The 22,164-nt window shown below is 33.8% G+C and carries 21 protein-coding genes and 1 pseudogene; 21 read left to right on the forward strand and 1 reads right to left on the reverse strand.

The window, feature by feature from the left end; all coding sequences use genetic code 11:
• Positions 1 to 33 precede the first annotated feature (33 nt).
• The 21 genes from GEZ85_RS02120 (at position 34) to GEZ85_RS02220 (ending at position 21,256) form a co-directional block, all read left to right on the forward strand.
• Positions 34 to 1,212 (forward strand): hypothetical protein, encoded by a 1,179-nt coding sequence (locus GEZ85_RS02120; protein ID WP_153198898.1) that lies wholly within the window; start codon positions 34 to 36, stop codon positions 1,210 to 1,212.
• 305 nt (positions 1,213 to 1,517) lie between these two features.
• Positions 1,518 to 2,249, forward strand: a complete 732-nt coding sequence (gene cps4B / locus GEZ85_RS02125; RefSeq protein WP_060628350.1) for a capsular polysaccharide biosynthesis protein Cps4B — start codon at positions 1,518 to 1,520, stop codon at positions 2,247 to 2,249.
• A gap of 235 nt (positions 2,250 to 2,484) precedes the next feature.
• Complete coding sequence (locus GEZ85_RS02130) at positions 2,485 to 3,060, forward strand: sugar transferase (RefSeq protein WP_052691054.1); 576 nt, start codon at positions 2,485 to 2,487, stop codon at positions 3,058 to 3,060.
• 42 nt (positions 3,061 to 3,102) lie between these two features.
• Complete coding sequence (locus GEZ85_RS02135) at positions 3,103 to 3,807, forward strand: YveK family protein (RefSeq protein WP_045611656.1); 705 nt, start codon at positions 3,103 to 3,105, stop codon at positions 3,805 to 3,807.
• A gap of 1 nt (position 3,808) precedes the next feature.
• A complete protein-coding gene (locus GEZ85_RS02140) occupies positions 3,809 to 4,462 on the forward strand; it encodes a CpsD/CapB family tyrosine-protein kinase (RefSeq protein ID WP_045611653.1) in 654 nt (217 codons plus the stop codon).
• Positions 4,463 to 4,492: 30 nt separating this feature from the next.
• Entirely contained in the window at positions 4,493 to 5,593 is a 1,101-nt protein-coding gene (locus GEZ85_RS02145; protein ID WP_153209092.1) for an EpsG family protein, read from the forward strand.
• Between the two features lie 16 nt (positions 5,594 to 5,609).
• Positions 5,610 to 6,443, forward strand: a complete 834-nt coding sequence (locus GEZ85_RS02150; RefSeq protein WP_153209094.1) for a glycosyltransferase — start codon at positions 5,610 to 5,612, stop codon at positions 6,441 to 6,443.
• Positions 6,440 to 6,838, forward strand: coding sequence for a glycerol-3-phosphate cytidylyltransferase (gene tagD, locus GEZ85_RS02155; RefSeq protein WP_153209095.1), 399 nt, complete (start codon positions 6,440 to 6,442; stop codon positions 6,836 to 6,838). The genes GEZ85_RS02150 and tagD overlap by 4 nt, the downstream gene beginning before the upstream one ends.
• Position 6,839: 1 nt before the next feature.
• The gene (locus GEZ85_RS02160; RefSeq protein WP_153209097.1) at positions 6,840 to 7,919 is read left to right on the forward strand and encodes a glycosyltransferase; all 1,080 of its coding nucleotides are present in this window, start codon (positions 6,840 to 6,842) and stop codon (positions 7,917 to 7,919) included.
• Positions 7,916 to 9,025, forward strand: a complete 1,110-nt coding sequence (locus tag GEZ85_RS02165; protein ID WP_153209100.1) for a CDP-glycerol glycerophosphotransferase family protein — start codon at positions 7,916 to 7,918, stop codon at positions 9,023 to 9,025. Before GEZ85_RS02160 ends, GEZ85_RS02165 begins: the two co-directional genes overlap by 4 nt.
• 14 nt (positions 9,026 to 9,039) lie before the next feature.
• A complete protein-coding gene (locus GEZ85_RS02170; RefSeq protein WP_153209102.1) occupies positions 9,040 to 10,020 on the forward strand; it encodes a glycosyltransferase family 2 protein in 981 nt (326 codons plus the stop codon).
• A gap of 25 nt (positions 10,021 to 10,045) precedes the next feature.
• Positions 10,046 to 11,056: a glycosyltransferase family 2 protein gene (locus tag GEZ85_RS02175; protein ID WP_153209104.1), complete on the forward strand. Its 1,011-nt coding sequence runs from the start codon at positions 10,046 to 10,048 to the stop codon at positions 11,054 to 11,056.
• A gap of 37 nt (positions 11,057 to 11,093) precedes the next feature.
• Positions 11,094 to 12,065 carry a glycosyltransferase family 2 protein gene (locus GEZ85_RS02180; RefSeq protein ID WP_228112188.1) on the forward strand — a complete coding sequence of 324 codons (972 nt, stop codon included), beginning with the start codon at positions 11,094 to 11,096 and terminating at the stop codon, positions 12,063 to 12,065.
• Between the two features lie 13 nt (positions 12,066 to 12,078).
• A complete protein-coding gene (locus GEZ85_RS02185; protein WP_153209106.1) occupies positions 12,079 to 13,053 on the forward strand; it encodes a glycosyltransferase family 2 protein in 975 nt (324 codons plus the stop codon).
• A gap of 1 nt (position 13,054) precedes the next feature.
• Positions 13,055 to 14,050, forward strand: a complete 996-nt coding sequence (locus GEZ85_RS02190) for a glycosyltransferase (RefSeq protein WP_153209108.1) — start codon at positions 13,055 to 13,057, stop codon at positions 14,048 to 14,050.
• A gap of 5 nt (positions 14,051 to 14,055) precedes the next feature.
• Positions 14,056 to 15,015 carry a capsular polysaccharide synthesis protein gene (locus GEZ85_RS02195; RefSeq protein ID WP_153209110.1) on the forward strand — a complete coding sequence of 320 codons (960 nt, stop codon included), beginning with the start codon at positions 14,056 to 14,058 and terminating at the stop codon, positions 15,013 to 15,015.
• Positions 15,016 to 16,566 (forward strand): lipopolysaccharide biosynthesis protein, encoded by a 1,551-nt coding sequence (locus GEZ85_RS02200; protein WP_153209112.1) that lies wholly within the window; start codon positions 15,016 to 15,018, stop codon positions 16,564 to 16,566. It abuts the gene before it with no gap.
• 10 nt (positions 16,567 to 16,576) lie between these two features.
• Entirely contained in the window at positions 16,577 to 17,686 is a 1,110-nt protein-coding gene (locus GEZ85_RS02205; protein ID WP_153209114.1) for a glycosyltransferase, read from the forward strand.
• Between the two features lie 385 nt (positions 17,687 to 18,071).
• Positions 18,072 to 18,923, forward strand: a complete 852-nt coding sequence (gene ylqF, locus GEZ85_RS02210) for a ribosome biogenesis GTPase YlqF (protein ID WP_153209116.1) — start codon at positions 18,072 to 18,074, stop codon at positions 18,921 to 18,923.
• The gene (locus tag GEZ85_RS02215) at positions 18,910 to 19,689 is read left to right on the forward strand and encodes a ribonuclease HII (RefSeq protein WP_153209118.1); all 780 of its coding nucleotides are present in this window, start codon (positions 18,910 to 18,912) and stop codon (positions 19,687 to 19,689) included. Before ylqF ends, GEZ85_RS02215 begins: the two co-directional genes overlap by 14 nt.
• Before the next feature lie 16 nt (positions 19,690 to 19,705).
• Positions 19,706 to 21,256 (forward strand): ClC family H(+)/Cl(-) exchange transporter, encoded by a 1,551-nt coding sequence (locus GEZ85_RS02220; RefSeq protein WP_153209121.1) that lies wholly within the window; start codon positions 19,706 to 19,708, stop codon positions 21,254 to 21,256.
• A 770-nt stretch (positions 21,257 to 22,026) separates the two neighbouring features.
• On the opposite strand, the pseudogene xerS reads toward GEZ85_RS02220, so the two are convergent.
• Positions 22,027 to 22,164, reverse strand: a pseudogene (xerS, locus tag GEZ85_RS10520) (tyrosine recombinase XerS); the annotation flags it as partial.

Below are 22,164 nucleotides of genomic sequence, written 5' to 3' on the forward strand. Positions count from 1 at the left end.
TTGATTTTCATTGAGTATTAGAAAGGAGACCTCATGACACTTCCAGTTAGAAAATCCCTGCATGATGCGGTTTTACAGGCTTCAAAAGCTAATACTTGGGAACAAGCTACCAAGGAATGGAATGAAGTTTCCTTGATTTTTAACGGTATCGGCCGTAGCAATTGTGTCTGTGGAAATGCCATCAAGTACGCCTACGAACTCTTTAACGGTGTCACAGGTCAACGCCTCTTTCCGATTGGTAGCGATTGTGTTCGTCATTTTCATCGATTAAGCCTTGACCAGCAATTGGAAGAGGAAGAAAAACTGCTAAGAAAGGTTGAAAATCTAACCAGAAAAGCTCAGAAAAAGGAAAAAATCAAGGTCAATAAAAGTGACTTTGACGAGCGACTTCTAAAATGGCTCTGGGAAAAAGGTGTTTTCAAGCCTAATCGTGGTAATCAATTCACACCTGAGAGAGACTACCAGCTATTTCTAGAAGTCTTTCAAGGAGGAAGTTGGACCAAGGCTGAGCCAAAGAAAAAGGCTCGCATGGAGGAAGTCCTAGAAAAATGTATTAAACCTTTTTTACTAGGAAAACCAGATGACCAACTCTACCTTGTCAAGCTAGGCAAGGAGAAAATCGACTACGAACAAGAACTCCGTATCCAAGCAGAGAAAGAGCGCAAGAAGAGGGATAAAATCGCCAAGCAATATGCAGATAATCTGGTCCTAGCCATGGGCCCAGCAGAGCGTGCCTATCAAGATTACTTTGGCTTTACGGAGACCCTGACCCAAGAAGAACGAAAGTGGGAGAAAATACTTTTTGGTAAAAATCGAACAGAACGGGCTATCAAGGCCAAACAATACCAAAAAGAGTTGGAAAAAGACCAACGAATTGCGAGTCAGGATCCAGTTGAAAGAAAACAGAAGCAGACTTGGCTCCTCAATTCCTATTTTCGTGACCTTCCTGAAGAAAAATCCCGATTTGCTCGACTCTTATTAGAATATCGAAAAAGTGGAGAAGTTCCCTTTTCAACCCAATACCTGTCAGATCATCTCATCAACTTTTTCTATAAAATGAAAGCTTTTGAGTTTGAAATCTCACCAGAACAAGTCCGAGACTTCTTAAAAGAAAGCCTTCAGACAGAACATCTATCCTCAGCACAAGAAAGCTGGATAGATGGAATTCTTCTCAACTGCATCAAACCATTTTTAGAACGATTATTGATATAAGTAACACCTGCCGTGGAAATGCCATGGTAGGTGTTAGTTTTAATAGTCAGTGTCATTATTATTCTCAACAGATTTATTCGAAAACAAAACACGCTTATTTATATATGCTTTATTATACTGGATAACTTTTAAAATATTATGAGAGACTTAATTATAAGTAGCTTATTTTAATGTTTCGTAGTATAATAACATCAGGAAAACAAACTGTATAAACCAATATTTATAGGTTATTCTAAATACTTATATATAAATGCAGGAATTATTTATTACAGTAACTAAAACTCTATTATATAAGGAAATATTACATGATTGATATCCACTCTCACATTGTTTTTGGTGTAGATGATGGACCAAGCACAATTGAAGAAAGCCTAGCTCTTCTGAAAGAAGCTTTTTCACAGGGAGTTCGTACAATTGTATCCACTTCACATCGTCGTAAAAATATGTTTGAAACTCCAGAAGATACAATTATGACCAACTTTAAAGAGGTTCAAGCACTTGCTAAGAAAGAACTGCCTGACTTAACTCTTTTATATGGAGCTGAAATATACTTCACCCAAGATGCTCTTGACAAATTGGAAAGCAAGCAGATTCCTACTCTGAACGATACACAATATGCTTTGATTGAATTCAGCCCGACCACCCCCTATTGGGAAATCCGCAATGCAGTAAATAAAGTTTTATTGTTAGGTATTAGACCTGTCATTGCCCATATTGAACGCTATGCTGAACTAGAAAAAAATGAAAAAAGAGTTAAAGAGCTGATAGATATGGGATGTTATACTCAAATAAATAGTTCAAGTGTTCTTAAGCCTAAAATGTTTGGGGATAAGTATCGCTTACTCAAAAAAAGAGCTCAGTATTTTCTATCCTATAATCTAGTTCACTGTGTGGCTAGCGATATGCATAATCTAAGCTCAAGACCACCATATATGAAGCAAGCATTTGACGCAATTAGTCATCAGTATGGAAAGGAAAGAGCAGAAGAATTATTTTTAGTAAATCCTCAGTTGATTATATCGAACAAAAATATTTAGCAACATTTAATTTAGGTATATTTCCTGTATTTTAATCACGTAAGCTTGAAAATCTTATTTTTTTATGTTATATTGAACTGTATGATTTAATTCTTGGTAAATATACATATTTTTATTAGTTCTAGCTTTTTATACTCAGGACTATATATATATATATATATATATGCATCAACGTAGTGAGTGGCGCACGCATATATATGTGTGCGCCTTAGTTTTTTCTAGGAGAATGATGCTTATGTATAGGAGAATTAAGAGAATTATAGGTCTTCTAATTTCTATACCCTCATTACTATTAATTATCCCGATTTGTTTAATAGCATGTATCTTTATTGTAATCGAATCAAGTGGTAATCCTATTTATATACAAGAACGAATTGGTTTAAATGGACAAAGTTTTTCAATTTATAAACTCCGATCCATGTATCAAGATGCTGAAAAGAATGGTCATAAATGGGCGAGCAAAAATGATACACGCATTACAAAAGTTGGACGTTTTATTCGTAAAACACGAATTGATGAATTACCACAAATCATTAATGTAATTAAAGGTGAGATGTCCATTATTGGACCACGACCAGAACGACCAGAGTTTATCAATGAATTTTTGAAAGATATCCCTAATTTTAATGAACGTTTAGCTGTCCGCCCAGGAATCACAGGATGGGCTCAAGTAAATGGTGGTTATGAATTAACTCCTAAAGATAAATTAGTCTACGATCTATTCTATATCAATCACGAAAGTATCAAGTTAGATTTTCTTATACTATTAAAAACAATTAAAGTGATGGTTACCGGGAACGGATCTAGGTAGTTCTAAGAAAGAAAAAATAAATAAAAGGAAACAAACAATAATATGACTATTTTTAATAAAAATATTAATAGAGTTTTTTCTTTGATAAAAAGCAAACTACTATTTTTACTTCTATTTACTATAGTAGGGACGACAGCAGTTGGTCTATATACTGTTTTTATCATTTCTCCTATATACAGTGTATCCTCTAAGCTCATAATGAAGAACACTTCAAGTCAAACAAATGGGCAAAATAATGATGCGCAAACGATTGAAGCTATAAACCTCTTTCAAAGACAAGCTAAGACTTATTTAGAGATAGCAGATCTTCCCCCTGTAAAAGATGAGACCAATAAAGCATTAAGCTTATCACCAGATGAAATTTCAAAAATCAAGTCTGTTAAATTAACAAATGACTCAGGTTCTCAGTTGGTCACAATAACAGTGAGAGGACTAGATCGAAATTTAGCTGAACGTTATATTAAAGAGTATGTGTCTCAGTACAAGAAATTTACAGCAGATAGATTAGGGCGCGACAACTTGTCAGTTGTTACAGAAGCACTGGGAAGTGATTCTCCAGTTTATCCCGTTCTATGGAAGAATCTTCTTGTATCTATTCTAGTATTTTCTTTTGTAGGATTTAATGTTATTTTCATCAAATATGTACTGAGTGATTCGATTGATTCTTACGAAGACTTGGAAGAGTTAGTGGGAACACCTGTTCTCGGGATGATTCCGACTATAGAGAGAAAGAGAAGAGGTGAGTGACATGCATATCGAAGTTATTCATAACAGTAAATCCATCGTAGCTGAGTCCTTTAGAACTTTAAGGAGTAATCTTCAGTTCTCAGAATTTGGAAAAAATATTAAAATCATTGTCGTTACAAGTGCCAACCCCAATGAAGGCAAGAGTGAAGTCAGTATCAATCTTGCCGCTTCTTTGGCCCAACAGGGGAAAAGAGTGATTATCATAGACGCGGATATGCGTAAACCAACTCAACATAAATTAACCGAGCTAAATAACACTGAAGGACTCAGTACCTTTCTATTAAAGAAGTCAGGAGTAGATTCTATTAATCATTTGACGATAAATGATGTGAATTTAGATGTACTGACTTCAGGACCTGTTCCGCCTAATCCTTCTGAGATGTTAGCTAGTTCTTCTATGGATGAAACACTTAAAGCATTTGAGGATTTTTATGACTATGTCATTATCGATACACCTCCCTTGCTAGCAGCAACTGATGCCCAAGTTTTAGCCAGTATTTCGGATGCTACCCTTCTGGTAGTAGATATCAAAAAATCAAAACGACGACAAATAATAGAAGCAAAAAGAAGATTAGACCATGTTGGAGCTAGACTACTTGGTGTGATAATGAATAAAATTGATTCACATAAAGATACCTATTATTACTATTATTAAACTAACTATTTGAAAGGCAGGAGAGAAAAAATGACAATCTATCTTTTAATGTTCGTCTACATCTCTTTCCTTGCCTTTTTCTCATTAAAATATGAGGATAAAGTAAAAGAGTTAGGTTTCCTTGTTCTTCCGACTTTTTTCTTTTTTTTAATCATTGCAGGTTTTCGTACTTCTAGTGTAGGTGGAGATTTAGGAACTTATATCCATATTTTTGAATCAAATAATATTCAGATTCCAGATTTATCACATTTATTTAGTTCTCGATTTGAAATTGGGTACTTACTGTTCACTATTTTTCTAAGAAACTTCAGTGATCATTATCCATTCCTCTTATTCGTATTTGCATTTCTGACCTTATTAAGTTGGTTTTTTGTTCTTTATAAGCATTCTAAAAATGTTTACATGAGTTTACTGATTTACTTCAGCTCGTTAGGACTCTTTTTTTATTCTTTATCAAATATCAGGCAAGGTCTGGCGATTGCTTTAAGTTTTTTAGGGTTTCACTACTTAGTAAAAAACAAGAAGATTTTAGCATGGGTATTTATCTTACTAACTCCCTTATTTCATACATCTGGTATCGTCTGCCTCTTGTTTTTCCCCCTTAAAAAAATCGTTTTAAATAAAAGAACATACCAGTTTGTGTTCATTTTATTTCTAATCATCTTACCTTTTATCAAACAAATTGCAACTATCTTTATTTCTTTCTTTCCTCAGTATACTTCCTATCTGGAATCATCATGGTTTTTGGAAAGCAATAAATGGGCACCTGTATTTTTAACAATTTGGTATGGGATAGTTCTGCTTTTGGGAGAACTAGTGATTAGAAAGAAAAAATTATCGACTGAAGAAGAATTTATAAGAACTTTGTTCTTTATCTCCTTTTTATTTACTGCGTCAACTTTGCAAACAAGTCTTTTTGGCAGATTCGCACACTATTTTACCCCCTTTATTTGCCTATATATCCCTATGATTTTATCTAAAATAGGTGACAAAAAAGTTCAATGGATTTTATTTTATTTGATGATATTGGTTTACGCTTCAATCTTTCTAGTCATTGTTTATTTTAAAGCTGACTGGTACCATGTCGTTCCCTACCGTTCAGTTATTGTAGATTGGTTATTTGGAAATTAGGTTTAGGAGTTATAAAATGAAATTTTCAGTTCTAACGACAGTCTATAAAAAAGAGACTCCTACAAATTTAAGGAAAAGTTTACTAAGTTCTTATCAGCAGACCCTTAAACCGACAGAAATCATTTTAGTTTGTGATGGCGAATTGACTGAAGAGTTAGAAATAGAAATCCAAAAGTTGCAGAGAGAGATTCCGATTTTAAAAGTTTTTCATTTACCTGAAAATTTAGGCTCAGGACCAGCCTCTCTCTTTGGAGTCAATCAATGCCAAACAGAATTCATTGCTAGAATGGACAGTGATGATTATTCTCTAGAAACAAGGTTTGAAAAGCAAGCAGCAGCCTTTGAAAAAAATCCCAACCTCATCATGGTTGGTTCCAATATCCTAGAGAAAAATACAGAGTTTACCGCCTTAAAGAAAGTACCAGAAACTACAGCCGAAATTCGTCAATATTCGAAAATGAGAAATCCCTTTAATAATCCATCGAGTATGATGAAAAAAAAATATATCTTGAAGGCTGGTAATTATCGTAAGTTCCGCTATCTAGAGGATTATGACCTCACAATGAGATTGTTACACGATAATCCAACTAAGGATTTTTTGAATATCCAGGAGCCCTTGGTTGTCATGCAAACAAACGATTCTAGCTATCTGCGTAGAGGCGGTTTCTTGTATGTAAAAACAGACTTTATGCTCCAATTAGATTTTTATCGTAGAAGAGACATTAGTCTAGTAGAATTTCTTAGAAATATTTTCCTTCGTAATGCGGTTCGAATTCTTCCGAATTCAGTTAGGAAATGGGTCTATAAGAAAAAAATGAGAGAAGATGTAGAGGTGATTAGGAAGATATGAAGAGAGTCATTACATACGGAACATTTGATTTATTGCATTACGGTCATATTAATCTCTTAAAAAGGGCAAAATCCTTGGGAGATTATCTGATTGTAGGATTATCCACCAATGAATTTAATAGACTAGAAAAAAATAAAGAATGTTATTTTGATTACGAAGAAAGAAAATCGCTATTAGAGGCTATCAGATATGTGGATCTTGTCATACCAGAAGAAAATTGGGATCAAAAAATCTCAGACATCGAAAAGTATCATGCTGATGTGTTTGTCATAGGAGATGATTGGCAGGGCAAGTTTGATTATTTAAGTGATTTGGGAATAGAAGTTGCTTACCTACCACGAACAAAAGAAATTTCAACCTCTAAGATAAAGAATGATTTGAATCAAGGAAACTAGAATGAAATATCAAGTCATACATGTAACAGGTGGTGTAAGGAATACCATGAGCGGGGTACAAAGTTTTATAAAGAATCATATCCCAACTGATGATCAAGAGTTTGAATATATGGTGGGCGAGTCAAATGGAGAGGCTCATTTCCCATTTAATCAATACCTAGATGAAAAAGAAATCAAACGTATTGTATTCCCTGCCCTAAAGATTTCAAAATTATTTGCTTATGCGAGAGAGTGCCAACACTTTTATGAAACGAATAAAATTGACATTCTCCATGTCCATAATCCTATAACCGCTTTTATACATAATTACTATGCTCGGAAAAATGGTGTCCCAGTTAGGATTTACCACAATCATAGTAGCCAATTTTCAGATACTTGGTTAAAAAGTATTCGCAATCGATTTTTGGTCTTTCTAGCCTTGAAAAATGCAACCCATCGTATCTCTTGTGGCCAATTAGCTGGACTGAAGATATTTGGAAAGCAATCCTTTCAAATCCTTCCAAATGCAATTGACATCGATAAGTATCGTTTTTCTCCGATTTTTAGAGAAGAAATCCGCAAAGAGTTTCATATAGCTGAACATCAAAAAGTAGTAGGGATGATTGGTATTTTAAATCCTTTCAAGAATCAGAGTTTTTTGATTGAAATTGCTAAAGAATTGCCTGATGTTACTTTTTTCTTTGTTGGTGAAGGACCAGATCGTTCAATTTTAGAAGGAAAAAGTAAGAAATTGAAGAATATTATCTTTACAGGAAAAAGAGATGATGTTCATAAATTTTATTCAGCCTTTGATATTTTTGCCTTTCCTTCTTTGTATGAAGGTTTCCCAATCGTGCTGGTAGAAGCTCAGTGTTCCGGAGTCAATATTATCATGAATGAAACGATTGATCCGACAACTCAGATCGTTAGTGAACTCTGTACAGCTATGCCTCTAGATAAGGATAAATGGGTAAACTATATAGAAAAGGCGCCTTTCAAGGATAAGCAACGACAGCTGAATGAACACCTCAAGCCGTTTGACATCGAAGAAAATGTTCAAAATTTAAAAGAAATTTATAAGCAAGGTTTAAAAAGAGAATGATTAACTATTTAAAACCCTTACTTTTTAAAGTAAGTAATTTTACTTATAAACTAAATAAAATGATTCCCAAGAAAAGGAATAGAATTGTTCTGTATTCTAACTGGGGATTTAGAGATAATCTTAGAACCCTCTATCACTATTTAGTGGATAATAGCTACCAAGAAGCATATGAAATCGTTTGTGCTTCTAATGATTTTTATCATTTAGACAAAGAAAATGATGTAAAGTATGTTTCTATTTATCGAGGTTTCTTTTATTTTTTAACATCTAAATATTTTTTCTATTCATTTGGCAAGTATCCCATCAAACCTGCTCCAAACCAGATGGTTGTCAACTTGTGGCATGGAATGCCCTTGAAAAAAATTGGGAATCTTGAAGTTGGAATGGAAAAAATTGACTATAATTTCTTTACAAAATTAGTCTCCTCTTCAGAATTATTTACTCCAATCATGAAAGCTGCTTTTAATGCTAAAGATGAGCAGATGCTTCTTGTTGGCAATATTCGAAATGATGAGCTCTTTAAAGAGAAAAAAAAGAAGAAAATCATCTGGATGCCAACATACCGCAATTCTAAAAATTATCATGATAGCCAAGCAGCATTAATATTTTCTTTAGAAGAAGAGGACTTTCAAAACATTGAAGAACTACTCTCAAATCATGGGTATGAACTTTACATTAAACTCCATCCTCTTGAGGAGTCTCAGTTGAAATTTGAAATGAATTCTTCGACGATTCATTTATTGACAGAAGATATCATTAGTGAGCAGTATGGGACTTTATATACCTTTTTGGGCACAACCAGTGCATTGATTACAGATTATTCTTCAGTATTTTTAGATTATTATTTATTAAATAGACCCGTAGCATTTACCATTAATGATTATGAGGAATACAAGGAAAAAAGAGGTTTTGTGTTTGAAGATGTGAAGAATTTAATGGTGGGAAGTGTCATTCGTGATTCGCATGATTTATTAGAATTTCTAGAGAGTGTCATGAGATCTGAAGATCCTTATATTGACGAACGAAAAATAGTCAATAACAAGGTTAATGCCATTCAAAAAGATTTTACAAAGACACTTTTGGATGAAATTGGATTAAGGAAATAAGGTTAGGATAAAGAATGATTAGTGTAATCGTACCTGTTTATAATGTGGAAACTTATCTGGAAGAATGTTTAGACAGCATTCAAAATCAATCCTACACAGATCTTGAAGTCCTTTTAGTCAATGATGGTTCAACAGATGGTTCACAAGCTATTTGTGAGCATTATTGCCAAACAGATAAGCGTTTCCGATTAATTAATCAAAGCAACCAAGGACAAAGTGTTGCACGAAATAATGGAGTAACAGCTTCAACAGGCGAGTTTATTGCATTTGTAGATAGTGATGACATTATCCTACCAAATTATTTAGAAACCTTAATGCACTATATGAGTGGTGACGTAGATATTGTAGAAAGTCAGTTCACCGTACATAAAAAGAAATTCTTGGCAGAAAATTCTCAAGATATCAAAATCATTTTTGAGGGAAATTCTGAAGAAGCAGTGAAAGTTGTCCCTAACCATCTACTAAGTGTCAATCCAGTCACAAAGCTTTATAGAAGAGCTATTGTCGAAGCTGTCCCCTACTTAGAAGAGCTCATTTTTGAAGATATTTATAGTGGCATTGGTATGCTTAAATATATCCGAAAGATTGTTAAAATTGATTATGTAGGATATTATTACCGTCAACACGCGACTAGTACCATGCATCGAAAATTTACCGAGAAAAATCTAGATGTATTTACTGTCAGCGATAAATTAATAGACTTGTATTCTGATAGGGGAGAACTTCTTCCTTATATTGGTAAATACCTAGTTCATGTAGCGACCATGCATTATCAAGACTATATTCAAAAAGGAAATCCATATACAGAAGTCTATAATCAGAAATTGGCCGACTATGTAACTATCACCAAGAAAAATCCAGACTTAGCTAGATCGTCACGTTTGATTAAGCTCTATAATGTTTGCCCAAAATATTATAATTCAATTGTATTCCCGCTCTATTACGCAATTTGGAAATTCAAAAATGGCATTAAAGAAGTAAAGCTAGATGAATAAACATAAATGAGAAGGAAATTATTTTATGATTAGCGTTATCGTGCCCGTTTACAATGTGGAAGAATATTTAGAAGAATGTTTAGAAAGTATAAGGCAGCAAACTTTTACAGACATTGAAGTCATCTTAGTAAACGATGGTTCAACCGATGGTTCAAGAGAAATCTGTGAACAATATTGCGAAAAAGATAGTCGCTTTAGATTGATTAATCAAGAAAATCAAGGACAGAGTGTTGCCAGAAACCGAGGTGTTAAAGAATCTGTTGGGCAATATATTATGTTTGTGGATAGCGATGATGTGATCAATACAAGCGTGTTAGAAGTATTACTTCCTTACATGAAGATGGATGTAGATATCGTAGAATGTAGAATGACAAGAAATAAAGAAGAGTTCTTTCTTAATAGAACTTCTACAATTGCATTCGAAGGAAATGCTAAAAAAGCAATTCTTAATTGTATTGCGTTTAAAGAAGTGAAGTTTTGTGCTTTTACGAAATTATATAGAAGAGAAATTGTTGAAAAAGTTCCATTTTTAGAAGGTTATATTTATGAAGATGTCTTTACAGGAATAAATTATTTAAAACATATTCGAAAAATAGTAATTGTTGATTATATCGGTTATTACTATCGTGTTCGTCCCAATAGTACTATGACAAAATCCTTTAATGAAAAAGATTTAGATATTTTTAAAGTGGGAAATCAGTTAATAGATTCTTTTAAAGATGATGAAGATATGCTTCCTTATATTGGATATTTTATGTTTTATATAGGTCATGGACACTATTTAAAAGATGGGATAAATAAGAAGAATCCATATGTCGATTTATATGAAGATTTTATTCGAAACGCTGCTTTTATAGCAAAGCAATCCAAGGAAGTTGTCCAGAAATATCGTTTATTGCGACTGTACTTACTTGCTCCAAAATATTATACAACGATTACTCATCCCATTTATACAAGTATACAAAAGATTTGGATATCTACTAAAAAAGTAATGAATCATCTAAATGATAAATTACATATAGGGAAAAATGGATGATTTGAATATGTAGAATAATACAGAAAATTTATAGGGGATGTCAGAAAAAATGATTAGCGTAATCGTTCCAGTTTATAACGTGGAAGAATATCTGGAAGAATGCCTAGAAAGTATTCGAAAGCAAACCTATCAAGATATAGAAGTCATTTTAGTCAATGATGGTTCTACAGATGGCTCCAAAGCTATTTGTAAACATTTTTGCCAAACAGATAAGCGTTTCCGATTGATCAATCAAAAAAATCAAGGTCAAAGTGTAGCCAGAAATCATGGCGTAAAAGAATCTATTGGTGAATATATCATGTTTGTCGATAGTGATGATGTTGTAAGTCTTGGTCTGTTAGAACAACTAATGAAGTATATGTCTAATGGGATTGATATTGTAGAATGTGATAGAACTGAGGCTATTCAATGTTTAAATGAAGAAAAAAAAGATATTCTTGTTAAAGAATTTGATTCAAATGAAGCATTATACCAATGTTTTAATCATGGAGTAAGTTGGAGCCCTGTCGCAAAAATCTATCGCCGTAAAATAGTGGAGAAAGTTCCATTTTTAGAAAATTTAATTTATGAAGATTTTTATACTGGAATCGTCTCTTTAAAATATATTCATAAAATGAGAAAAATTAACTATATTGGTTATTATTATCGATATCATACTTCTAGTACGATGAATCAGAAATATTCAGAAAAGAATCTTGATATTTTTAAAGTTGGTGAAAAATTATTAGAGGAATTTAGAGAAGATAATTGGTTACCTTATGTAGGGAATATGTTATTTTTAGTCGGTATTGGTCATTTTAAAAAGTATCGTATACGAATTGGACATCCCTACTATCAGTTATATATTGATGCAATTCATAAATATGCTGAAACAGCTAAGGAATCATCAGATATTTTCAATTCTAGTAAACTATTAAGATGGTACAGTTATTCACCAAAATATTTTTTTAGTTTATATTATCCTTTGTATTTAAGATATTTAGACATTCGAAAAAAATGGAAAATTTAATAGGAGCCTATTTATGATTAGTGTCATTGTACCTGTTTATAATGTTGAAGAGTATCTGAAAGAATGTTTAGATAGTATTCAATGTCAAACTTATAACAATATTGAAGTGATTTTAGTCAATGATGGTTCAACAGATGCTTCAAAAGAAATTTGTGAGAGATATTGTAAACAAGATCCTCGCTTTCGCTTAATCAATCAAGCAAATAAAGGATTAAGTGGCGCTCGTAATCGTGGTATGACTGAATCTAAAGGCGAATTGATCACTTTTGTAGACAGTGATGATGTTCTTAAAGAAGATATGTTGGAACAATTGATAAAACAGGTTACCTCAGATGATATTGATATTGTAGAGTGTTGGTATACGAATGATCAAGAAGAATTAGCAATACCTTCACCAGAAAATGTAAAAATTATTTTTCAAGGAAATGCCCAAGAAGCTTTAGTCTCTTTATGTAAAGATAATATTGTCCGTTTGAATGCAGTTGCTAAACTTTTTCGAAGACAAGTGATTGTCAATTTTCCATTTTTAGAAGGTTTATTTTATGAAGATGTGTATGGCGGAATGGGAATCTTAAAACAGATACATAAAATGGTAAAAATTGATTATATAGGATACTATTATCGCGTGCGTTCTGGTAGTATTATGAATCGCGAATTTAGTTTGAAAAATTTGGATTTGTTTACGATTTGTGATAAAGTGGAGCAACTATATGAAGGAAATGCTGACTCACTCCCATACGTACAACGTCGCTTATTCCATTTAGTTTTGATGCACCTTGTCGACTATCGTATATTTGAGGGAAATCCCTATCAAGAAAAATATGTCGAGTACCTGAATCGTTACGCTAAAAGTTCAAGTCGCTCATTTTTAATGAGAGCCTATCGATTATTCCCTCAAAAGATTGTCTTCATTTCAAGAGTTGTTGGAGCCATTCAATGGAGATTTGAAAAATATATTGTAAAAAGATTTTGGAGAGGGTTGAAGTAGTATGAATTATTACTTAAAAGAATTTTACGCAGAAGCCAAACATGCAGGATCTAAAGCAAGATTAGATGCTGAAAAAATAATGGTAGAAGCAGGATATCAACCTTTTTCCCTAAATAATGATTCAAATTCCATCGCTTTGACAAAAGATGATGTGTTAGTTCTTCAATTTCCATTATTATGGCATTCCTTAAAAAAACAAATTTTAACGAGATTTTTGAAAAATAGGACATTCAAAGCTTATTTACTGATTCATGATATCGAGTCCTTGAGAAACAAAAAAATCAGGTCATTTACAGATTTTAAACATTCCATTATCCATTTTTTACAGAATAAAACAGTCCTTGAAAAAGTCGATGGTATTATCGCTCATAACGAAAAGATGAAAAGTGAACTTGTTCGATTGGGAATACCGGAAGAGAAGATTGTTTCCTTAGAGATATTTGATTATTTAATTCCAAATTATGAAGAGAAGAAAGCTTATGAAAAAGAAACTATTTTGTTAGCTGGAAATTTCGATATTCGGAAAACAAAATACGCAAGACAATTACCCGAAAAACCAGATTTTTCTATTTATGGCATTAACTTTGAAGAGGAGAATCTTCCTCACAACGTTCATTATCAAGGTGCTTTTTCTCCTGATGAACTTTCTAATCACTTGCATGGTGGTTTTGGCTTAGTCTGGGATGGAGATAGCCCCCATACTTGTAGTGGGATGTATGGAGAATATTTAAAGATGAATAACCCACATAAAGCCTCTTTATATTTAGCATCAGGTTTTCCAATCATCGTGTGGAGACAATCTGCTTTAGCTGAGTTTGTACGAAAAAACCATTGTGGAATACTTGTTGATTCATTATTTGAAATTGCAGATTGTTTAAACTCGATTGATGAAGAAGATTTTCAAGAGCTGATTAAAAATAGTAAAATAGTAGGAGAGAAACTTCGTAACGGACATTTTCTAAAAACAGCTTTAGAAAAATGTGAAAGGAACTTGTAGAGTTTATGAAACTACAAATCTTACAAAATAAAATGGCTCGCTATTGTCAAATTTTAAAATATTATGGCCTTAAACTAACATGTGTTTACTTTCTTGCACAAAAATCTGACAAGATGTTTTATGATTTTCGAAGAAAGATTCTTTTGGATTTTGTACTGAAATTACGAAAAGAAGCTCAAATAGATGATTTGATGGATGAAAAAGAAGAAGTGACGGAATTTCCGAAAATGATTTGGACAATGTGGCAACAGGGAGAAGCTCAAATGCCTGAGACAGTCCAGGCTTCAATGAAGACCATAAAAAACTTCGCCAAAAGAAATGACTGTGAATTCTATTTGTTGACGGATGAAAATCTGGCGGATTTCATCAATATTCCAGGAGACATCACCGAAAAATACAAGAAAAAAGAATTATCAGCTGCGCATTATTCAGATATTATTCGTTTTAGTCTCTTATACCAATATGGTGGCATTTGGATGGATGCAACCTTATTGGTATCTCCCTATGCAACTTTAGAAATGTTTGAAGGTGACTTTTTTAGTTTGAATCATCCACCTATACGATCAGAACAAATAGAACGAACTGTTGGTGACTTTAAATGGGCAGGTTTCTTTCTAGCAGGAAAAAAAGGCGAGCCTTATTTTAAACATATTCGGGATTTATATCTTTACTATGTTCGTAAATATCCAGTCTTTATTCATTACCTGATGATGGATTATTTTATTTTGTCCGAATATAAGTGCAATCCTTATTTTGAAAGCTTAGTGGATAGATTACCTATTCTATCACCAGCTGAGCATGTTTGGTTTTTAAGAGACCATGCCCATGATCTTTTTGATGAAAAAGAATGGGAAGAAGTATTAAAAACAACACCGATTTTAAAAACGACTTATAAAATCAAGAAAGAAGAAGTCCTTCCAGGAAGTTATCTCGATCAACTTTTACAAGGAAAATTAAAGGAATAGATGAAATACACGAAAAAAAGTAGAACCGAATTTGCCACCTTAAATACGAGTATTGCTCTGGCATTGCAACCTTTTCAAGTACTTCTTGGCTTTATCAATCGAACTATTTTTATCAATTTACTTGGGGTAACCTATCTAGGATTAAACAATTATTTGTCTAGTTTAGTTTCTATCCTGTCTTTGGCAGAATTAGGGGTTGCTGGAGCCATGAGCTATGCACTATATGGACCCTTATGCAGAGAAGAACATGGAAAAATCAATGCCTTTATGATTCTTTTCAAAACATTATATAGAATCATCGGCTTTTCTATTTTTATACTGGGCGCTATACTTTCTTTATTTCTTCCTTATATGATAAAGGATTATACGGTAAATAGTGAAGTATATTTGATCTTTTTCCTCTTTGTATTTAACTCAGCTTCCAGCTATTTTTTCTCCTATAAACGAACCTTGCTTTATGTCGATCAGCGTAATTATATGATGACTTTGATTGACTTTGGATTAAATACGCTTCGTGTATGCTTGCAAATCGGAATTTTATTCTTTACCAAAAATTATATTTTTTATCTATTGATCAGTATCATGATGAATTTTATAGGGAATATCATCATGTCGGGGATTGTTGATAGATTGTATGGTTACTTGTTTAAGAATGAGATAACACCCATTAATCAGGAGGAAAAAGAAAAATTTATCCGAAATATCAAAGGAAATATAGTCGGTAGTATTGGAGAAACGATTGTTTTTCAAACAGATAGTATTCTAATGGCAAGTTTTGTCAGCTTAGCAGCTATAGGTATTTATGGGAATTATACCTATGTTTTAGGATTTCTTTCACTGATTTTAAATACTATGATTAATTCAGTTGTTTCTTCCGTAGGTAACTTAGTCCATTCGGAATCTACGACAGTAGCAGATATGGTTAAATTCCTAAAAAAATTCCAATTTATTGCTTTTAGCCTGATTTATTTTGCTAGCTTAGGCTATTTAATGTTCATTCATCCATTTATGACTATCTGGTTAGGTGAGAGTTTTTCATTTAATCGTACAGTTGAGATTTTGATTGTCCTTCATTTTTTCTTAACCTTTTATAGAAGACCGATTCTAACGTTGATTTCAGTCTATGGTTTAAGTTATGAACAAAATAAAAAAACTATTTCAGAAATTATATTAAATATTATTCTTTCACTTTACTTTTTAGCAATTTTAGATTTAGGAGTAGCTGGAATTTTATTGGGTACGATTTTTTCAACAGTCTTAACCTGCATATGGTATGAACCCTATAGCGCCTTTAAGTATGGATTGAAAGCTTCTTCAAAGGACTTTTTTAAAACAATGTTACAAGATTTCACTGTCGCAGGGATAAGCTTTCTACTTTTGAGTTTACTGGATAACTACCTCTTAACTCAGCTAGATTTCATTTTTGGTTTGATCATCAAAATCGTCCTTTATTTGACAGTATTGGGTGTCTACGTTTTCCTATTTAGAAATCATGAAGGCGGTAAACAAATTATACTGATGATTCAAAAAGTATTAAAGTTAAAAAAATAAGGAGAAATCAATGAAAAGAATACTAGTGTGTGGTTTGGTTCCAGATATTGGTGGCTTGGAAAAAATTGTTCTAGATTTTTATAACCATATTGATACCTCTGAATTTGAACTTGAATTTTTACTACAAGGTCCTGAAGGTGTTGAATTTAGTGATCATTTTAAAAAGCTTTGTCGCAATCCTCTAGTGGTTCATAGAATTCCCAAGTTAAGACCTCATATGAAACAGGCATTAAAGGAATGGGATCGTTTCTTTAAGAAGAATGCTCATCGTTATGATATTTTATGGTCCAATCAAAATGGATTGACTCATCTAGAATTTTTAAAATTAGCAAAGAAATACGGAATCGAAAAAAGAATTGTTCATGGACATTGTGCAACAGCAGATAAATTTTACCGCTTTGTTCATCCAGTCAATCGTCTTTTTGTCGGCAAATATGCGACCGATTTTTGGGCTTGTGGAACAGAAGCGTTGAACCATTTTTATCATGGTCAAGAAAGAGAAAAAGCTTTAGTGATTCATAATGCCATTGAGGTAGAAAAGTTTTTATATAATCAAGAAATGCAAGCCCAACTTCATAAAGAGTATCATATTCCAGAAGATTGTTTAGTCGTAGGACAAGTTTCTCGTTTGTATGAAAAGCAGAAAAATCAAAGTTTTTGTGTGAAGGTATTTTCTGAAATCGTCAAAAAAGAACCGAATTCTCGTCTAGTATTTATCGGAAGAGGAGATACTGAGTTTTTAGAAAATGTGGCAAAAGAATATGGAGTAGCAGACAAAGTCATCTTTACAGGCTTGACCACTAATGTCGGAAAAATGCTAAACCTTCTAGATGTTTTCTTCTTCCCATCAAATTTTGAGGGATTACCGATTGTATTAATTGAAGCACAAGCAAATGGATTACCTGTTGTAACAGCAAATCATTTACCAGATGCAAAAATACTAGATAACTATGATAACAGCCTGTCTTTGAATGATTCTCTTGAAGATTGGGCAGATAAGATTTTGTCGTTCAGAGATCATCGGGAGCTTGATACAGAAAAGGTGAAACAGCTAATAGATGAAAATGGCTACGAGATTGAATCAGCAACCAAACAGTTGGAGAAATTATTTAATGAGTAATAAAAAAGTTGGTGGAGAGGACAAACATGTCTTCTCTAATTTCATTTCAATCAGACCATTATCCGGTAGTTTCATAAATAAAATTAGGTATGTTTTAATAGTACTTCTAAATGATATTTCATAAAAATATATTTTGATTATTTTATCAGATGATTAATTAACTTAATTGAATGCAATACGACTAATTTTATATTTAATAATCTCATGGATTAGAGATAGGTATTTGCTGAAAATTAATATATTAAAAAATGAGATTGCATTCAATTTTCCTTAATAAAATAGCTTTTCTAGACAAAAGCTTATGCAAAAAAGAATAATTTATGATAGAATAGAAGGCAAGAAAGAAAACGTTTTTACATTTTTTTCAATCCGAAGGAGATATATTATGGCTACAATTCAATGGTTTCCTGGTCACATGTCTAAAGCTCGTCGACAGGTGCAGGAAAATTTAAAATTTGTTGATTTTGTGACGATTTTGGTGGATGCACGCTTACCTCTATCTAGTCAAAATCCTATGTTGACCAAGATTGTTGGTGACAAACCAAAACTCTTGATTTTAAATAAGGCGGACTTGGCCGATCCAGCAATGACCAAGGAATGGCGCCAGTATTTTGAATCACAAGGAATTCAGACTCTGGCTATCAACTCTAAAGAGCAAGTGACAGTTAAAGTTGTAACAGATGCTGCTAAAAAGCTCATGGCTGATAAGATTTCTCGCCAGAAGGAACGTGGTATCAAGATTGAAACCTTGCGTACCATGATTATCGGGATTCCAAACGCTGGTAAATCAACTCTCATGAATCGTTTGGCTGGTAAGAAGATTGCCGTTGTCGGCAACAAACCAGGTGTTACCAAGGGACAACAATGGCTTAAAACCAATAAAGACTTGGAAATCTTGGATACACCGGGGATTCTCTGGCCTAAGTTCGAAGACGAAACTGTCGCTCTCAAACTAGCCCTAACAGGTGCTATCAAAGACCAGTTGCTTCCTATGGATGAGGTAACTATTTTTGGCCTCAATTATTTCAAAGAACATTATCCAGAAAAGCTGGCTGAACGCTTCAAACAAATGAAAATTGAGGAAGAAGCGCCTGTTATCATTATGGATATGACCCGTGCCCTCGGTTTCCGTGATGACTATGACCGCTTTTACAGTCTCTTTGTGAAGGAAGTCCGCGATGGTAAACTCGGTAACTATACCTTAGATACATTGGATGACCTCGATGGCGACGATTAAAGAAATCAAAGAACTCCTTGCAACAGTTAAGGACTTAAATAACCCTATTTTTTTAGAACTCGAGCAGGATAATCGCTCTGGGGTTCAAAAAGAAATCAGCAAACGTAAAAAAGCCATTCAGGCTGAATTGGATGAAAATTTGCGTTTGGAATCTATGCTTTCCTATGAAAAAGAACTTTATAAGCAAGGATTGACCCTAATTGCAGGTGTTGATGAGGTCGGTCGTGGTCCTCTGGCTGGACCTGTAGTCGCTGCAGCTGTTATTTTACCTCAAAATTGTAAAATTAAAGGTCTTAACGACAGCAAGAAAATTCCTAAAAAGAAACATCTGGAGATTTTCCAAGCAGTTCAGGAGCAAGCCTTGTCAATCGGCATTGGTATCATGGATAATCAGGTCATCGACCAAGTCAATATCTATGAAGCAACCAAACTAGCTATGAAGGAAGCAATCTCCCAGCTCCGTCCGCAACCTGAGCACCTTTTGATAGATGCCATGAAACTGGATTTACCAATTTCACAAACATCTATCATCAAAGGAGATGCCAATTCCCTTTCAATTGCAGCGGCTTCTATAATAGCCAAGGTGACACGTGATGAATTGATGAAGGAATACGATCAGCAGTTCCCTGGCTATGATTTTGCTGCTAATGCAGGATATGGAACTGCTAAACACCTGGAAGGCCTCACAAAACTAGGAGTTACCCCAATTCACCGAACCAGCTTTGAACCCGTTAAATCACTGGTTTTAGGAGAAAAAGAAAGTTAAGTTAGAAGGAATGATTATGGAGGAACAGTCAGAAACACTCAGTTCCAAGAAAGAATTTGCCTTTGCCTCGAGTACCATATTATCCCAAGTTGGACGAGGAATCATCGTCGGTCTCGTTGTTGGAATTATCGTTGGATCCTTTCGTTTCTTAATCGAAAAAGGCTTCCACCTGATACAAGGACTTTATCAAGATCAAGCGCACCTAGTGCGCAATCTTTTTATCATTGGTCTATTTTATTTAATAGTTTGTTGGCTCAGTGCTAAATTAACACGGTCAGAAAAAGATATCAAAGGCTCAGGAATTCCTCAAGTCGAAGCCGAACTGAAAGGCCTCATGACCCTCAACTGGTGGGGCGTTCTTTGGAAAAAATATATCCTAGGAATTCTTGCTATTGCTAGTGGTCTTATGCTGGGGCGTGAAGGGCCAAGTATTCAACTTGGAGCTGTTGGTGGTAAAGGAATTGCCAAATGGCTTAAATCCAGTCCAGTAGAGGAACGCTCCTTGATTGCTAGTGGAGCTGCCGCTGGTCTAGCTGCAGCCTTTAATGCGCCGATTGCAGGACTTCTCTTTGTGGTAGAAGAAGTCTATCATCACTTTTCTCGATTTTTCTGGGTTTCCACTCTAGCAGCTAGTCTCGTAGCAAACTTTGTTTCTCTGCTCATATTTGGCCTAACACCCGTACTGGATATGCCAGACAACATCCCACTCATGACCTTAGATCAGTATTGGATTTACCTCCTTATGGGAATTTTTCTAGGACTTTCCAGTTTTCTCTATGAGAAAGCTGTGCTCAATGTTGGTCGAGTTTATGATTGGCTTGGTCAAAAAATCCATTTGGATAGAGCTTATTATCCAATTTTTGCCTTTATTCTCATCCTACCAGTCGGAATCTTCTTACCCCAAATCCTTGGTGGTGGAAATCAGCTGGTTCTTTCCCTAACTGAGCAAGATTTTAGTTTCCAAGTTCTATTAGTTTACTTTTTGATTCGCTTTGTTTGGAGCATGATTAGTTATGGAAGTGGTCTTCCAGGAGGAATTTTCCTACCAATTTTGGCGCTTGGCTCCTTACTTGGAGCTCTAGTTGGTGTTATTTGTGTCAATCTTGGACTTGTCAGTCAAGAGCAATTCCCTATATTTGTCATTCTAGGAATGAGTGGTTATTTTGGAGCAATATCTAAGGCTCCCTTAACTGCTATGATACTCGTAACTGAGATGGTAGGAGATATTCGCAACCTCATGCCACTTGGATTAGTAACCTTGGTCGCCTACATCATCATGGATCTACTCAAGGGTGCACCAGTCTATGAGGCTATGTTGGAAAAAATGCTGCCAGAAGAAGCGACAGATGAAGGAGAAGTCACTCTCATTGAAATCCCTGTTTCTGACAAAATCGCTGGAAAACAGGTTCATGAACTCAACCTACCACATAATATCCTCATCACCACCCAAGTCCATAACGGTAAAAGTCAAACCGTTAACGGTTCAACCAGAATGTATCTCGGAGATATGATTCACCTAGTTATTCCAAAAAGTGAAATTGGGAAAGTAAAAGATTTATTGTTGTAGGAGATTTTTACATAATTTATGTTATGTAAAAAATAAACTTCTTAATTAATTAAATATATTAGAAAACCGATTCTCAGCAATGAGATCGGTTATTTTTTACTTACAAGATATCTCACGTACAAGTAACTGAACTTTGGTAAAAATAAGATTATAATTAAGTTAGAAATGATAATGCATAAAGCTAGAAAGGAGTTTACTGTATCAAATCTGTACAGTAAGATTAAAATCATGAAAAAGAAAACAATATATAGCTCTTCAGTTATGTAGAATGAACAGAAATATCGTTACTGATAATCTCTTTTTTATTTTCCTTATTCTGTTGACTATTTCATTCTGGTTTAGTATTTGGAAACTAGAAAAAGCACTAGCTAATGATTCACAATAGAAACTTCAAAAAAACTGGAAATTTTTGTACTTTTCCCTAGACAGTGGATAAACCCTTGATACGACTGAGTTTAAGGAGTAATGTACACTTTCTAAAAAATGTACTTTATAATTAAAATGTACTTTATTTTAAGGCTGGATAAAGTACATTTTTTGATCCAGTAGCTTAGATACATAATGTACAAAATTACCCCTTTTTTAAACCCAATGTAAGCTTAAAACCTTGATTTAACTAAAGTACATCCTCACTAAAATTCAGGTTTAATAAATTTCCAGTTTTCATTTTGATAAGGTACATTTTTAGCTATTTTTATTCCAAAAAAATTTTTTAGTTATAAATGGTTATAAAATCCGTTTTACACAGGTCTAAGTCTTTTTTAAAAAGCTCTATAATATCTTGTCTGAGAAACTCCTTGCTTGGTTGTATTAGCATTCAGCAAAGGACGTTCACGTAGGTAAAGGATAAAGGATTCCATGTCTTTCTTAGACATATTTTCCAAGACAGATAAAGAAATATCAGATAT

Origin of the sequence: Streptococcus mitis (assembly GCF_009496205.1) — a bacterium.
GTDB classification, from domain to species: domain Bacteria; phylum Bacillota; class Bacilli; order Lactobacillales; family Streptococcaceae; genus Streptococcus; species Streptococcus mitis_BN.